The following is a 16,953-nucleotide window of genomic DNA, read 5'->3' on the forward strand; positions in this document are numbered from 1 at the left end:
TGTTGCCTGCCACGCGCCTAGCGCTCCTGCTGCAACGCACGCCGTTGTTCGGGGCTCAAGCGTGCCAGCTGCTTGGCGTCAAAGTCGCGGCCGACGCCAACGAACTGCACCGGACTGGCAGCGTCGTAGGGAACGCCGTGAGATGACTGCAGCCCGGCCCGAGGTGGCGGCGGGGCTTCAGTCTCTTTCTCCATCGGCTCATTGCCAAACCCGATCAAGCGCACCGTGAAAATCGACGGCAGGTTCTGACGCGCTGCATTGCGCTCGCGTTGCAGGATATCCTGCGCGGCGGCCGTCGCCTGCGACGCCGCTGCACTGGCATTGCTCAATGCGCCGACATTCACCGCCGCAATGCTCGGCATGCCCATAGCCTCACCCTTGACGGCGATATTGGCCGCGTTCACCACTTGCAAGGCCGCCAGGTTGACATTGCCCGACACGCGGATACCCGCCTCCCCCGCGTCTATCGTGCCGAGTGGCGCGATCAGGTCGATGTCGCCGGCCGGCACTTCCGGAATCGGTGCCAGCGTGGCAATGCCCGCACCCGTGCTTGGCACGTCGGACGACAGCGTGACGTTGCCCCACATGTCGTAGACACGCTTGGGCGGCGTGTAGACCACGGTGGTCTTGGAGCCGCGGCCCGCATTGATGTCGCCCTCGGCCGACCAGCCCATGATGCCGCCGCCGAAGGTCGTCATGATGCGGCTCTGACCCAGCAGGATGCTGCCGCGCGAGTAGATCGCGATGTCGCCTGCACCCTGGGTGATCACGCCGGCCGTGGACGGTGGCGCCTTGCCTTCGATGCCGTAGGTCTGGCCGCCGCCCGGTGAGAGCATCTGGATGTCGCCACCGAAATCGGTATGCACGCCGGCGCCACCGAACATGGTGATGTCGCCCTTGTAAGCGAGGGGGTTGCCTGCCACGTTCTTGTCCGGGAACAGCGCGGCGATGGCCGCGCGGCCACGCACGTAACTGCCCTGGCGCACGCCGCCGTCCTGGTTGTACTCGCGGCCGGCGGCCTTGAGTTCGGCGAAGTACACGTCACGAGCGAATACTCGCTGCTGCTCTGCCGGCAGCGCCGCGTAGTAGGTCCGCGCTTGTTCGCTGTTGCCGACGAAGCCGAAGCGTTCGGCCAGCCAGGTGAGCAGTTCGTTTTCATAGGTTCTGGCGACCTTGCCGCCCTGGATCGACAGCGGTTCGCCCGCCTGCACCAGCTTGGCCGGGTCGAGATAGCCCTCGACGAAGCGCCAGTAGTCCGTGCCGTTGGCACCTGCGCCCGCCTGCATCACGATGCTGGCGCCCGGGCGCTTGTCCCCGGAAGCCACGGCACCGAGGCTGGTGACGCCGGCCTTGTCGTCCATGCGGATGTCGCGGCCCGCCGTCAGTTCCAGGGTGCCGGGTCCTGCGACATTGAAGCTGCTGTAGATGATATCGCGACCCGCGCTGACAACAGAGATGTCGGTGGGATTGTTGTGCACGAACAGGTTGCCGGCAACGTTGTACGTCCCGTCTCCGCTGCCGCCGCTGGCACCGCTCAGCAGCGTGCCGCTGCTGACGATGTCGCGCCCGGCCAGCATCCAGACCGGCCCTGCGCCTTCATGGAAGGTCTTTCCATAACGCGGGTCATAAATGCTGTTGAAGGTAATCGAGCGTCCACTGTTGACCCCCATCAGATCACCGCCCAACGCATAGAAGCGCGCGGGCTCCAGCACATCGCCCCACGACAGGCTCGCGGTATTGGGTCCGAAGGCGAACAGCGGCGTGCCCTCCAGGCCGGCCGTGCTGCCATCGCTGGTAACATTGCCGCTGCCCGCGATCAGAGTACCGCTGGCAAAAGCCTGGAAGGCAGGATTCAAAATGCTCGCCAGCGACTCCGGCGCCGCACTGGAACGGCTGACTGCCAGCTCGCCGCCGTAGATCGAGCCCCCGGCCAGCAATTCCAGTTGACCGGTGGCCGACGGCGCCAGCACCAGCGCGCCGTGCATGGGCAAGGTGCTGGGGTCTACGGCCGCAGCGCGGCCGTAGTACAGGTTGCCGCTGGCCGCGACCGCGCGCAGTGTCGCGGGATAGACCATCGCCATGTCGGTTGCCGCAGCCTCATCGTTCAGCGGCGTGAGGTTGCCCCCCAGTGACAACAGGTCCACCGCGGTGCGTCCGGTCCAGAGGCTGAACCAGCTTTGTCCCACACCGCTGACGCCAGCATCGCTCACATAGGGCGAGCCATTCTTCTGCTCTGCGCGTCCGGGATCGGCCACCTCCTGCACCACCAGATCCCCGCGGGTGACCAGGCTGAAGGTGGCGTCCCCGGCAAGCAAGCTCAGCCCTCCGTTCGCCCGCGCCGTCGCGGCAGTGAATGGATCGACGGGGCGGACTTCGCCTGGATTCATCTCTGTGCTGCGGGTGCCGTAGCGCAAGCTCAGGCTACCCACGGCGCCGCCGGTCAACTGCACATGCCCGCGTACATTGGCCAGCACACCGTTGATCTGGAAGCGGCCGATCTCGCTGCCGGGGTTCACGGCGCCGCCAACCCGCAGGTTCAGATCTCCGCCACCGCCCAGTTGCAGGCTGCCATCGGCGGCCACCCGCCCGCTGCCGCCAACCGCCAGCACCAGCGCCTGGCTGCGCGCATTGGTCGCCGAGGCCGCGTGGCTCTCCGCCAGAGGCCGGATGATGCCAGCGTCGCCGCCGACGTCCACATCCAGGTTGCCCCCGCCCAGCGTGCCGAAGCCGGTGAAGCCGACCAGTTGGTCGGCGCCACCCGACAGGGCTGCGGCATAGGAACCGAAGTTGATCCACCAGGCGGTGGCTTGCGCATCACTGCCGCCCAGTCCGTTGCCCTGACGCCACAACCAGTTGCCGACGTTGGCCGAATCGTGGCCACGGTCGTTGCTGACGGGGCGTCCCGCCGAGCCTCGCGACACATTGACAATGTTGCCGGTCAAGTCGCCGCCGGCCTTCAGCAGCAGATTGCCGCCCTGGTCCGGGTACCAGGCACGGGCAAGGCTGCCTGAAGCTTGCAATGCTTGCGGAAGGTTGTACCGATCGCCGGAAGAGGTGCCGGTGGAGGAACTGCCGGCGGTATAGACGCCGAACAGCGAGTCCATGCCCAGATTGCCTGCGGCCAGAAGGTCGAGGTCGGCCGCACCGGTGCGGATCACGCTGAAGCGCGTGCTGCCACCCACCACCTTTTTGGGGCCGGACACTGCGGAGTGACTGTCGGCCAGACGCAAGTCACCGGACTGCGGATCAGGCTGCAGCAGGCGGCTGTCGGCCGCTCCGGTATCGGCGCCAGCCACCAGGCGCATGGCCCAGGACTGCGCGCCTTCTGCCAGCATGGGCGCCACGGCCCAGAGCTGCCCCTGGCGGCCCGCGTTCTCGACGCGCAACTTCACCGACGTCGCACCGCCCTGCAACTTGACGTTGGTGCCCGCCGGCAGCAGTGCGCCACGGGGCAGCACCTTGATGCCGTTGAGGATCACGGTGGCCGTGGTGCCCAGGTTGCCGGGCAATGGCACGCCCTTGGGCCAGACCATGGCCTTCACACGCGTGAGACTGCCCAGCAGGTTGCCGGCGTCCAGGGTGCTGTTGGTCGGCAGGGTCACACTCTGGCTCAGCAAGGTGCCGGCAGCAAACAACACATTACCCGAGGGATCCCGTACTGCGGCCGCCAGCACCGTGCCAGCGGGTATTTCCAATGCCGCAGTCAGGGTCGCCGCGACGGGCAGCCGGGTGCCGGCGATCAGGTTGCGGGCCTTGATCGGCAGGTCGAAGTTGAGCGTGACGCCCGCCGGGAACGTGGTACCGTCGACCAGGGTCACGCCGCTGCCCGGCACTACCGTCGTGCCCCCGGTGTAGTCAACGCCGGAGCGCAGCACCCAGCCGTTGTCATCGGCGGTCGGCGGCGGCGGTGCAAAGCCGTCGTTGATGCTGCCGTGGATGGTCAGGTCGCCGCCGGCGCGCACGGTCAGGCGACCGGCCTCACCCGAACCGCGGACGTTGTCCATTTGCGCGTTGTGCGGATTGATGCTGGCGTAGCGGTAGCCCGACAGGTCCAGGTCGCCCGATACCACGATGTCGCCACCCGGGTTGGTCACGGCATTGCTCACGATCTCGACACCGGGACGCAGATGAAAGGCATCGGTATAGGCCGGCTTGCGCAAGCCGGCCAGCTTGCCGGTCATGAGACTGGCGCGCTCTTTTGCGGCGTTGATGAAATCGTTGTTGTCCTCGTGCTTGTCCTTCAGCCAGGCCTGGGTGATCTCCTGGTAGGGCCGTCCGCTGGCGGCCGGCGTGCTGACCAGCAGGGCGTCGTCGTAGCGCTGCATGGCGTTGACCGCGATGGAGCGAGCGCCGCGGATGTCGAGCACGCCGCGCGCGTCGATAGCGATGTCGCCGTAGACCGCCGCATCGCCTGCATCGTTCAAAGCCGGCAGGCCGTTCGCACCAAGGCGCGGCGCCGAGAGTTCGAGCGTGCCGCGCGCGCGGCCGTCGTTCAGCCCCGCTGCGCTGCCCACGGCCACACCGGTGCCGTGACGCAAGTCGATGCGCACGCCGTCAGCCAGCGTCAGTTGGCCCGTGCCGGAACTCAGGTCCACGATGGCGCGGTTGGGTGAATCGATGATTTTGCCGTAGCTGTCCACGCGTAACTGGCTGCCATGGGCGTCCAGCACGGCGCTGCCGTCCAGCGTCAGGCCACTCTTGCCGGCCAGCGTGATGCTGCCGACCCGCTCGCCGCTGGCATCCACCAGACCCGTGGCCCGCAGGCTGCCGTTATCCACCGACACGTTGATGCTGCTGGCCTTGAGTCCGTCAGCGATGCGCAGGTCGCCCTGCTTGAGCTGGAAGCTGCGGGCGCCGTAGACCTGGCCCTGGTTCAGTCGCTCGTTGAGGGCAGCGAACTGGTCGCTCAGGGCGCCACTGGCGCCCAGGCGCTGGGCCTGGATCTCCACCGCACCGGCCAGGTAGGGCACCAGGGTGCCGCCGGCATCGTAGTTACCGCTGCTGCCGGCCAGGATCTTGCCTGCCAGATCGACCGTGCCGGCAGCGCCGTCCACGGCCACCGCCCACAGCTTGCCGGCCTGGTTGTGTCGTGCCGACAGGTCGATGCTCGAGCCTGCGGCCTGCAGGGTATCGCCCGCACGGCTTTCCAGTCGCACCTCGCCACCTGCGCTGTACTTGGTCAGGTCGTTGAAGGCGATGGCGCGGCCGGACACATCGACCGATGCCGCGCCGGTCAACACCACGTCGCCCCGCGCGCCGAGCGTGAGCTTGCCGCTGGGCAGCACCACGGCGCTGGCCAGGCGGATGCTGTCACCCTGCAGGGACAGCTCCGCGCCCAGGCCGTCGGCCTTGCCGACAGGGCCTGTCGACGCGCTGACATTGATGGCGCCGCCTGCGGTGATGTGGTTCACCGAGCCGGCCTCGCCCGTCATCAGCGGGGTCAGGATGCTCAGGTTGCCACCACTGTAGGCATAGCCCTTGAGCGGGTCGTACGCGCCCTGGCTCCGGTAGACCGAGAGGCTGCCCTTGTGGTTGGCGGTGATGCGTTCGCTCGCCGACAGCTTGACGTCGGCAAAGCCCAGAGCCAGGCGATCAAAGGTGATGGTAGTGCTGGGCTGGGCGAAGTCGCCATAACCGAAATCGATGCGCTCGGCGTCGATGTTGAGCCGTCCGCCGCCAGTGCCAGCACCGCCCGCCACCACCGCGACGGCCGGCGTCGCGGTGCCCTGCCAGACCAGGTTGGCGGTGCGGATGGTGGCCACGTCACTGGCCCCGCCGTCCCCGTAGATCGCCGGGGTGGAGAGCATCAGCTTGCTCAGCAGGGACTTGCCGGTCACCGCGTCGTAGGTGTCCAGCGCGGCGGTGCCGTAGAAGTTGAAGCTGTCCCGCGCCGAGAGTTGCAAGGTTTCCAGGGCTGGCGCGCCGAACTGCGTGTCGCCACGCAGCAAGCGGTCCAGCACGGGCTGGGTGAGGGTCAGGCCGGTGGGCAGGCGATTGCCGGCCGCTGCGGCTGCCAGCGCCTCCGCGCTGCCGACGTTGATGCTGGACAGGCCCAGGTTGAGGTGACGGGTGCCATAGCGCACTTCATCGCCCATTTCCAGGGTCTTGTCGGTCATGGCAACGATGCTGCCCTCGGAATACAGGGCGGTCTGCCCACTGCACGGCTCGCTGCTGCACACTCCCAGGCGGATGCCGCCACTGGCTTGCACGTTCGTCGGGCTGGTCACGTTGAGCAGGCCGTTGGAAACGGCCAGCATGTTGCCCACCTGGTAGACAAAGCCATCTCGTGCGTCATAGCTGGCCTTGCCACGGCCGATAGTGTTGATCGACGCCCCTTGCTCCACGATGACTGCGCCCGACGCACCCCTGCTCATCAGGAACACCTCCGGTGCCGCCAAATGCGCTCCTGCGCGCAGGATCATGGAGCCGGCGCTGGCGTTGACGCCTTGGGACTGCGTGATGATGTTGCCGGTCTGTCCGTACTGGAGCGAGGTCATGCCGCCGATCATCAGCCGTGCGGCGCCGATGCCATTGAGGCTGTCGGCATCCACGGTGACGCCGCTGAAACCATCGGTGGCGGACTGGCCTGCAGCCACCACTTCGATGCCCCCGCGATCCATGTTCAGCAGTGCGACGGTGCCAGCGTAGCCACCGGCCGCAGCGTCGAAGCGACCGGTGCCCTCGAAGGAGACGGCGTCCGCACCCGCGCCCGGTCGCAGCGACAGCTGCAGGGTTCTGGCATCGATCGGCAGCATCGCCCGAGGCACGCCCAACCTCGCCGCGTCCGCGATGGCAAACTGCGCATACCCGATTTCGTTGTACTGGGAGTAACTGCGCAAGGTGTCGGCTGACGTCAGCGTCACCTGGCGCGCCGTGCTGTCGCTGATGCCGGTATGGGCAGTGGATAAACGTCCGGCGGTAGACCAGGAGCCATTGCGCAGCGCCTGAGCCGGGCCGTTGGTTCCGGGCCCGGCCAGGCCGTTGATTTCAACCCGGAAAGCGCCCGGCATCAAGGCGAAAGTGGACGGCATCAGGGTATAGGTACCCGCTGCCAGCCCTGGCACCCCGGCGCCGATGCTGATCTGCCGGCCGACCATCGGGTCTACCGCGCCACCCTCGGGCGCCACCGGCGCATAACCGGCTTGCACCCCGGGCACCACGGCATAGACCGGGTTGGTGCCAAGTCCCGGCAGGACGAAGCCGCCGTTAACGCCGGTCTGAACCAAAGGGTTGTAGCGGGCGTCAGTGGAGCCGCCACGCCCGGAAATGAAGCCGGCTCCAAGCAACTCGCCCCCGCCGGACAGATCCACCACGGCGTCCGGTTGCACTACCAATGACCGACCGCCCAGGATCATGCCGACTTCCAGTCGGCCGAAGGGCATCCCCCCCTGGCCGAGCCATGTCACTGTCTTGCCGTCGTAGGTGTAGACCTGTCCATCGACCGTGCCGCCGTAAGGCATCACCAGGCCCTTGCCGCTCACCGATGTCAGACTGCCGGGCAGCAATTCGACGTCGCTGGTGCCGAGGGCGCCGATCTCGATCATTCCCAGTGGCGCGCGCACCACCCCACCCTGCGCAATGTTCGGGCCGGCCAGCTGCAGGCGGCCAAAGGCGGAATACGGCACGGCTGCATCGCGATCGCCAGTGCGGCCGATGGTCAGCGTGCGCGTCCGGTCATAGTTGTAGCCGGTCTGGTCGTCGGACACTCCGTTCAGGTAGCCCGCCATGACGCGCGCGCCAACGGCAGTTGCCGGATACAGCTGCGCCGCCAGCAAGGTCAGGTCGCCCTTGGTCATCAACTGGGTGCTGATGCCCGTGGCGATGGCGTCCGGGCTGGCGCCGGCGAGGAAGCGCAGGTCGCCCTGGCTGCTCAATTGCACGCCGTCGTAACCGCGACGCTCGACGTTCATCGTACTGCCATCGGCCTGCGGCAGGTCGCCCTTGGTGCCGAACAGCACGTTGCCGCGCACGTCGATCAGGTTGCCGCTGGCCTCGAACGCCGCCTCGGTCGCTCGCTGCGACATCGTCGGCACGGCCAGCACCGGACGCAGCCATGGGTCCCGGTTGGGTTCCGGCGCGGCAAGAATGCCCGCCAGCAGCAGATGCGGCGCGGCGAGCCGGACCCGCGAATCGATGGCGGCTTTTTCGCTCAGGTTGAAGGCGCCGCTGTACAGGTGCAGGCTTTGGCCCATGTTCAGCGCCACATCGCCGTCAAAGCTCAGCAGGCCGTTACTCAGAAGGGCCAGTTTGTCGAAACCGCCTGCGCTGACCTGGTCTACCCCGAGCCGGCCGTGACCGTATTCAAGGCTGGCGGCGGCTGCATCGGCCGTGTCCGCGAGCATGCTGCCCTGGTGCACCTGGCCAAGCACCAGTTCGCGCACTTTGGTGACGCGGTCGCCAACCGACGTCCGGATGTAGTACGGGCTTTCCAGGGCCACGGACAGGCTGCCGCCCGCCGCACCGGCGCCACCGGCCCGGGCCACGAAACTGCCGTCCAGGTACAGGCCGTTGTTAGATGCCAGGCTGATGCTGCCGCCGTTGCTGGCCACCTGCACCCGGCCCTGGCCCGGAATGTCCAGCGCCGCGTGGGCGCCGGAAGCATCGAGGCGCGCGCCCTCGCGCACCACCACGAACAGGTCGCCAGCGCTGGCAATGCCGCTCACCGGATCGATCCCGCCGCCGATGACGATGGTGCCGCCGTCGCGGACCTGGCCATAGCTGCGGCCTCGGTTGTCCAGCGCGCTCACGGCGCGAGACGCCACATCGATCAGCGCCTTATCTCCGATCCAGATCGAGCGGCCGTGGCCGACCGCCTTGTCCGTCTCGGAACCGGCTGCCGCCAGGTTCCCCAGCGTCACGCTGCCGCCCCAAGCATGGAGCGCGCCGTCCATCGTGAGCTGGCCGACACTGCGCACATCGATGGACTGGCCGGGGTCGACACTAAGCACAGCACCTTTTCCGATCACAGCCTGCACCGCCTGCAGTTCACCTGCAGACGTGCCGGCCGTACCGGCCTGCAGCGACAGGCTCGCACCTTTGCGTTGCATGAGCATGGCCTTGACAGCGTCTTCCTGGTACAGCGGCGGCGTCCACAGTTCCAGTGCGTCGGACGGTTTGCTGCCGGTGGCGGCGGCCTGCGCGTACGTGCCGAAGCGGGCCACCGGCATCATCACGTCGATCTGCGCGCCTTCGGCCACAGTAAAGCCATGGTTGCCGATGAGCGCATAGCGACCGAAGCCTTTGTTGAAGAAATCCGCGCCGAGCATCAGCGTGTCGGCCAGCGCAGCACCCGAGGTATTGCCGATGGCGATGCGACCCGTCTGCAGCGTGAGCGTGCCGCCGCCGTCCACGCCTTGGCCGAGCAGCACGGCGCCACCGAGCCGCACCTGGCCATCGCCGGTGTTGAATCCGTCCGCCTCGAGGGTGACGCTGCCGCCCTTGCCTCCTTGTTGCTTCGCCTTGGCCAGCAGTGCAGCGCCGGAAGACACGTCGAGCGTACTGCCTTCGCCCAACACCACGTCGCCAGTACTGCGCAGCAATACCCTGCCACCGTCACGGAACGCCAATCCACTGGTATCGGCCAGATCCTTCAGCAGGTTGCTCGACAGGCCGCTGGTGTCCACCTTGATGCCTTCGGCCACGGTGACACCGGCGTTCACGCCACTTGGAGCGTCCAGGCTCATGTCCTCGATACGCGCGTTGCTGCTGACTTGCTTGAGCACATTGCCCAGCCTGATGGTGCCGCTGTGCGCGGTCAGGTCGGCAGTCACATCCACGCCCGGGGCGTACAGCACGATCTCGCCGCCCGACCCAACTTGCAGATCGCTGTTGACCTCGATCTTGCCCTTGGCCGCGACCTTGATGGTTCCCATCTCGAAGCCATTGAGCTGCGCCGTGTCGAGTACCAGCGTGCCCTGCCTCTCCGTCGGGAGGGCTGTTGTGAGGTCCAGTTCCGCTGCAAAGCGCTCCTGCTTGTCCTTGAGCTCAACCTGATGCATGACTGCACTCAAACTGTGGCTCAACAGACCAGTGCTCTTGTCGAACATCGGCAAGTACTGCCCGATGATGAGCTGGCCGCGTCGCGCCACTGCGTCGTGCGACTGATTGTAGCCGTCCAGCTCAGCTTGGGCGGCCTGTGTCTGGCGCACGCCCTGGAAGGCTACACTGGTGATGTCGCCTTCGAGCACTGCAGCGTTGGTGGCGATCACCAGCGTGCCGGCATCGCGCCCCACCGTGTAGCCGTTTTCCATCTTTCTTTGCGGTGCGATCAGCGGGTTGTAGAAATGCTCCATGACCTGCCAGCGCTCGTGGTCCGACTCGTAGCCCTTGTAGATGCCTTTGTAGAGCAGATCACCGGGCGCCTTGGAGACTTCGTACAGCCGCCCATCCGCCCCCTTGAGCCAGGTCTGATTGATGAAGCCGCTCTGCACATTGAGCGTGCCGCCGGACAGATTGATGTTCGAGCCGGCTTGTGTGACCACATCGTTGCCGCCAAAGCTCAGCGTGCCACCCTGCGCCATCCATTCGCCCACGGTGTGGCCCTGGGTGCCCAGATACCCGCCGACTTCCAGCAAGCCGCCCGCGGTGTACCAGCGGTCGGTGGCGTAGCCGTTGGTGCCCTTGGGTACGAACACCAGCCTGCGCCGATCGATCCACACATCGTTGCTGTTGAGCGCTTTGCCATCCCGGTTGACCGGGGCATCGCGCTGCTCGTTGCCCTGGATGTTGACCTTGACGTTGTTGGACTCCATGGCCAGGTTCACGCCCACGGCACCGGAAACGTCGATCCGGGCGCGCTCACGCACCAGGCTGCGCTGGGCTGCATTGATGACGATCTGACCGCCGGTGGCCAAGGTCAGGGAATCGCTCTGGAAGTCGACCGTGCCGCTGCTGCTGATCTCGATGCGGGATTGGTCGCGGCGATCGGTGATGGCCACGATGTTCTCGGGCGTCGTGATTGCCGGTCCCCGCAAGCCATCGCGCTGGCTGTCCAAAGCAGTGGTCTTGCCGTCGTCTTCGATCACCACGGCGGTAGTGGCACCCTGGTCGAAGGCGACCTTGCCGTCCGCGCCAATGGCGTTGAGGTGCACGCTGCCGCGGGTATTGACGCTGGTGGTGGCGAGTACGACACCGTTTTGCTGCACGTCACGCCCCAGCATGGTCACGTCGCCCTGGCGAGCCTGGATCAGGCCGGTGTTGCTGACTTTGCCCGCCAGGCTGTCGGTGATGAACTGTGGAGTGATCTCGTTGCCGCGCGTGGTCGACGCCTGGTTGCCGTCGGTGCCGACACCCTTCTTGATGACGAAGCTGTCGCCGGCCGCAAGCGCGGTCTGGCCTTTCTGCGTGGCGATGTCCCCCCCGTTGTGCACCTCCTTGCCGAGCAGCAGGACATAGCCGCCGCCTTCGGTGGAGGTCTTCGGGGCCAGCGTGGCGATACGGGCGCCGGCCTGGATCTCTACCTTGCCCTGGGCGTTGGTGAAACTGGGCTGGCTGGCGTTGGCGGTGTAGATGCCACTGGTCTTGAACTGGCCGTCGCCGATCTCGGCGGCGGCGGCGATGAGGTTGCGCGTGTTGACCTGGCTGCTGCCATTGAAGACGATGCCGTTGCGGTTGACGATGAGCACCGTGCCATCGGCCTTGATCTGGCCCCGGATTTGCGAGGGGCGTGCGTTCGGGTCGTTGACGCGGTTGAGGACGGCCCAGTCCTTCTGCTGCCTGAATTCGACCGTGGTGTTGCGCCCGAGATTGAAGGTCTCCCAGTTCAGGATGGCCTTGTCGCCGGTCTGCTGGATGGCGACGTTGGTGCGGCCGTCCACCTGGGAAAGCTCCGGGGCATTGGCATTGTGCCAGCCCGCAGTCAGCGAGTTGGTGTCGATTTTCAAGCCACCCGCGGTCATGCCATCGGGGACGGATGCAGCCTTGGCGGCCGCCAGGCGGGCGGCGGCCTGGGCCGACTGCTGCGCCGCGATGCCGCGTGCGGCCAGGTTCAGATTGCTGATGGAACGCTGCAGTTGCTCGTTGGCCTTCTGCTGCTGTCCGAGCGGGCTCGTCAGGTTTGCTGCGGGCAGGCCGTTGGGCAGCCGGCCCGTTTGCGACGCCGTGTCCCGGAGCGCGCCCTTGTCGGCAAACCATGCCGGACTGAACGTGCGCTGCGCATGGGCCGGCAGCGTTACCGCGCCTGCGACCAGTGCCAGCGCGATGGCCCGCGCCAACGGTGCCAGCCTGAATACCCGATCTTGTTTGCGTATCGTTTGATTTTCCCTGCCACTGCGCCCGCGTGTGTTCATGTAAGTTTCCGCCTGGTCATTGAGTCGATGCCGTTCGGCTGCCCGTCTCGCGCCGGCCAGCCACATTCATGGAGGCTTTCCGCATCGCAGCCGAGTAGCGTCTGCGACAGAAAAAGCCCCTATGTATGGGTGACGAACAGCACCACGCAAATACCGCAAACTTTTTTGAAACTTTTTTTCGCAGCCCCCGACATACCCTGTGCAAGCTCGCACGGACCCGCCATGCCAACCGATGAAGAAAGGCGTTCAGCTCAAGAGCAACAATCCCGCCGGCAGCGGCCGGGCGTGTAGCTGAAAGGACTCCTGCAACTGCCACAGTGCCAGATCCAGCGAGGCCGTGGAAAAGCGCCCGCTGACCGGCTTGTTGCGCACGGCATCGTTCATCAGCACCACGCGACCGGAGCGGTAACGATTGATTTCATCGAGCACATCGGCCAGAGGGACCTGGTCAAACACCAGCATCCCTTGACGCCAGGCCGACACTGTTTTCGGATCGATGCTGGCGATGTCGCCCACCGAACGGGCGCCGTACACCATTTGCTGGTGGGCATAGAGTTGACGCGCGCCTGCCGGATGTTGCACGCGGACGGTGCCTTCGATACAGGTGACACAGACCTTGCCATTGAGATGGCGTACTTCGACCCGTCCGGATTCGAGCAGGCTGCGGCCAACGCCGGCCACGACAATAAAGGCCTGCCCTCCATCCCTCACATCGATGGAGGCCTCGCCAATCAGCAGATCCAGGCCGACCAGCTTGCCGCCATCGGTCTGGCGACGAATGCTGGTTCGCGTATTCAGCATGACATCGACACCCGCGGACAGCGCCAGCGTGCGCCGTTCACCGGTGGCGGTGCGGTCATCTGCATTCCACTCGTCTGGCCCCGGCCACAAGCCCAGGGGGGGATGAACCACGGCCACGCCTGCAACCGCCGCCGCACTCACGGCAGCGCCGAGGAAGGCCCGCCGTCCACCCGGCACGAGGCGAGGACGGCACGCGCCCAGCGTCGCGGCTTCCGGCTTGACGCGCAGCAACTCGCGGGCCGGGGCCTCAATCGCATCCCAGCGGCGCTTCACGTCGTTGTATGCGGCTTGATGCGAGGGACTGGATTTGACCCAGCGCCTGAACTGCTGTGCATCCACTTCGCGCGCGTCTCCCGAAGTGAGCAGGCGCAACCAGTTCCACGCCTGGGCGTCCAGGTCGGAGGGAGAAGTAGCGTGACTGTTCTTGGGCGGCGGCATCTTCATCGTGTCATATCCAGCGGCCAGGCTCGGCCGTAAAGCAGGAAACCGGCAGGCTGCTGCGTGTTGCGTACATATACTTTTTGCTCTCTCATACTGGATGACGAATGGCGTCCCGGAAAACCCGCATTATTTATTCTCCGCCGCCAGATAAGTGTCAAGGCGTTCATGCACGCGCTTCAATTCGTACTCGACCGTCCGCAGCGACACGCCCAGCCGTTGTGCGGCCTCCTTTTGCGTCACGCCTTCCGCATGCACGAGCAGCGCGACGGCCCGACGGCGCTCGGGCATGCGATCGAGGAGCTGGAACAAGCCATCGAGGTCCGAGCGTATCTCGGCGGTCCGGGCCGGCCCGGGCGCCGGATCCACCAGTTCCTCCAGCAATGCATCGATATTATCGCCTGACAGCAGGCGGCTGTGTCGGCGCTGGACATCCACCGCAATGTTGATCGCCATCCGGGACAGGTAGGCCCCCGGGTTCTGGATCGGCCCATGGTCCTCGCTGCCCTTCAGCCGCAGCCAGGTGTCGTGCAGCGCATCGCCGGCATCTTCCGCATTGCCGAGCTTTCGCGTCAGGCGCTGCTTGATGGATGCGTAATGCTTGCCCAGGTAGTTCAGCAGGAAGAGCTGCGTGCCTTCGGACATGACTAGCCCGCCCCCTGTTGCCGGTCGCACTGCGGCCCTGCATCCGGGGCATTGGGTGCAACCATCATGGTCAAGGGCTGCCGCATGATCGCCGCTGGCGGCAGGCGGCCGATATGCACACCGCGCAATGCGTGCAGCAACGAGGCATCGCGGCGGGCATCGCCGCTGCTGCCGAGAAGTCGGACAGCGCCGATGCGGCCATCCGTTTGCAGGTAAAACTGCAGCAAAGAAGTGTAGTTACCCGGCCGGGTTCGCGCATCCGAGCACAGCGCCTGCCAAATACGCATCTGGACCAGTCCGGCGTAACCATCCTCACGGAACAGCTCGGCCATGCCACTGTGAGCGAATGCGGATGCCGGCACTGCGGATGCCGCACCGGCCTCTTTCAGAATGAATATCTGGCCCAGGCCAGAACTGCGCTTGTCCGCAATCAGCCCCGTACCTTGCAGCAGGATGCGCAATGCTCCTTCTGCCGAGTGAAGGCCGTATACCGCCGTGGAGGTACGGGCATGAACGAGATCGCTGGGAAACAACGCCGGTTGTCCGGTGGTGTCCGCATACTGGTTCAGTGCCGCATTCAGCGGCTGCGCCGGGATGTTGAAAGCAATGGGAGGCGTGCCTGCATCAGCAACGGGATTGACACGTGCAACGCCCTCGAGCGGCAGATCAGGAGAAGCACCAAGGGCGTCTCCCGCTGATCCGATCACCCCACCCAGTACCCAGAAGAGCGCCATTCCGCTACAGCTCAACGCGCCAGCGTACACACGCCCGCAACGGTGCTGCAAGGGCCATGGCAGTAGGGCGGATTGAATCGGCAAGGTAGGCACACCATTCTGAAAATGTGCATAGTGGCATTCAAATGTGACGGTGTCGTTACATCAATGCCAACCAATCCTCGGGCTTGCAGAAGCATGTCGAGTTGACGGGGCAGATCATTGTCAGCTGCCAGCCCGAAGCGGGCATCTACGCCATGTCAAGGTTGCTGTTCGAAATCCATGGTTTCGACATCGTCATCTGAAGCAAGTGGTTTCCCGAATGCCTGGAGCCAACGGTAGCTTGCAACACCTGCTGTCAGCGACGCGAGGAAGATTGCCATCGTCGATGAAGTGACGCCAACTCACCAGCGGCGTTGCAAATGCCCAGAGCAACGGCCATGAAGCACATCAATGTAATGCTTAACGGCTTGCCGATGAATGGTCCCGCAGCGATGCCGATGGGCCGAAGCGAGCTCTGACCCGCCTGCCGATGCTGCCCACTGGCCGCCTCGGGGAATTGCTGCCGCATCACTGGATATCGGCCGACTATTCCTTGCCATTATGGGAAGGTCATGTCCAAACCGACCATCCTGACAACGACGAAGGTGACGATCCCCAAGGCCAGGAGCGATAGCACGAAGAATGCGACCACCTTGCCGCTCGCGCGTAGCACCGCGCGATTCTGCTTCGCCTTGTCCTTATCCTTCTTCCCTTGATCGTAATGCCACTTGATGGCGAAGAACATGCCCGTACCGAGCACGAGAGCCTTGAACGTAACGAAGACTATAGGGGTCCAATCCATCATTTTGAGTATTTCCAGTCTATTACTTGACACTATCTATCGTGAGGAGCACTACCTCAAAACGCTGCTTCAGCAGCTTCTGTTCAAACCATCCCCCAGGCATCCTGTTTGACTCTTTCATTATATCCAGCTATGAAATAACAACGGCATCGGGCGCAGTGATTTGCCGAATGCGGATGAGAGAGGAGAAAACGTCAGCGACTGCCATGCAAGGAGGGCGATACTGCACGTTCTGAAGCATACTACTTTAAAACAATTTCCATACATTGAGACAAAATGTCCCAGTTGAAAACCATGCAAGATGAAAATTTGACTATCTGGTTGCCGCGATTGGCCGGGAACAAAGGGCCACGTTTCTTGCAGATTGCGGATGAGGTACCCTGACTTTTTCGGACAGTTGGCGAAACGCTGGTTGATGTTGGCAGCCAAACTCAAAGAGCTGGACTCGACACTTGAACAATTGACGAACCAGTTTGCGCCGCACCTTCGCGAGCAGTTCGGCGTCGGACCCCAGACCGCAGCAATCTTGATCGCTGTCGCCGGCGATAACCCTGAACGCTTGCGCAGCGAGGCAGCGCTTGCGGCGCTGTGCGGGGTGAATCCACTGCCCGCGTCGTCTGGTAAGACTATCCGTCATCGCTTAAACCGGGGCGGCGACCGGCAGGCCAACAACGCGTTATGGACGATCGCGATGGTCCGAATGAGAAGTGAGCCACGAACACGCGCTTATGTCGAGAGGCGAACAGCGGAAGGTATGTCCAACAAAGAAATCCATCGCTGCCTGAAGCGATATATCATCAGGGAACTCTAGCCATTTATTTTGGACGATTTGGTGACGGCGGCAGTTATTTCTTGACATAGGAACGTCAATGCTGTCGCTGAGCGCTTCTTCCCGAATCTCAAGATGGAGCGCGTCTGGCAACGTCCATACGCCAACCACGCTGAAGCAAAAGCCGACATCTGAGGTACCCTGACTTTTTCGGACACTCTTGTTTGGTAAACTTCACCAACTGGAGAACTTATGAAACGCTCAACAACATACACGCCAGAGCTTCGAGAAGAAGCAGTAAAGCTGGTCTTGACACAGGGACTGACGCTGGAAGATGCGGCGCTACGCCTGACCCTTCCCAAGGGAACGCTGGCTAATTGGGTGGCAGCGGCAAGGCGCGGCACGTCGCCCAAAGTGGCCCCTGGCAGCCGTTCTGTGCCCGAACTTGAGGCCGAG

Annotated in this window: 6 protein-coding genes and 1 pseudogene; 2 read left to right on the forward strand and 5 right to left on the reverse strand. The window is 64.7% G+C overall.

Annotated features, from left to right (window positions below; all coding sequences use genetic code 11):
* Positions 1 to 17: 17 nt before the first annotated feature.
* The 5 genes from ACQ4WP_RS06055 to ACQ4WP_RS06075 form a co-directional block, all read right to left on the reverse strand.
* A complete protein-coding gene (locus ACQ4WP_RS06055) occupies positions 18 to 12,287 on the reverse strand; it encodes a filamentous hemagglutinin family protein (protein ID WP_436519127.1) in 12,270 nt (4,089 codons plus the stop codon).
* Positions 12,288 to 12,533: 246 nt separating this feature from the next.
* Positions 12,534 to 13,532 carry a FecR family protein gene (locus ACQ4WP_RS06060; RefSeq protein WP_436519128.1) on the reverse strand — a complete coding sequence of 333 codons (999 nt, stop codon included), beginning with the start codon at positions 13,530 to 13,532 and terminating at the stop codon, positions 12,534 to 12,536.
* Between the two features lie 123 nt (positions 13,533 to 13,655).
* A complete protein-coding gene (locus ACQ4WP_RS06065) occupies positions 13,656 to 14,171 on the reverse strand; it encodes an RNA polymerase sigma factor (RefSeq protein ID WP_436519129.1) in 516 nt (171 codons plus the stop codon).
* A gap of 2 nt (positions 14,172 to 14,173) precedes the next feature.
* Positions 14,174 to 14,905 (reverse strand): TonB C-terminal domain-containing protein, encoded by a 732-nt coding sequence (locus ACQ4WP_RS06070; RefSeq protein WP_436519130.1) that lies wholly within the window; start codon positions 14,903 to 14,905, stop codon positions 14,174 to 14,176.
* A 580-nt stretch (positions 14,906 to 15,485) separates the two neighbouring features.
* A complete protein-coding gene (locus ACQ4WP_RS06075) occupies positions 15,486 to 15,731 on the reverse strand; it encodes a hypothetical protein (RefSeq protein WP_436519131.1) in 246 nt (81 codons plus the stop codon).
* Between the two features lie 394 nt (positions 15,732 to 16,125).
* Between ACQ4WP_RS06075 and ACQ4WP_RS06080 the strand changes: the two are divergent.
* Both ACQ4WP_RS06080 and ACQ4WP_RS06085 read left to right on the forward strand, forming a co-directional pair.
* Positions 16,126 to 16,539, forward strand: a pseudogene (locus ACQ4WP_RS06080) (transposase); the annotation flags it as partial.
* Between the two features lie 210 nt (positions 16,540 to 16,749).
* On the forward strand, positions 16,750 to 16,953 hold a 204-nt coding region (locus tag ACQ4WP_RS06085), incomplete at its 3' end, for a transposase (protein ID WP_436519132.1).

This window comes from Janthinobacterium lyxosi (assembly GCF_051380665.1).
In the GTDB taxonomy this organism is placed as follows: domain Bacteria; phylum Pseudomonadota; class Gammaproteobacteria; order Burkholderiales; family Burkholderiaceae_D; genus Janthinobacterium.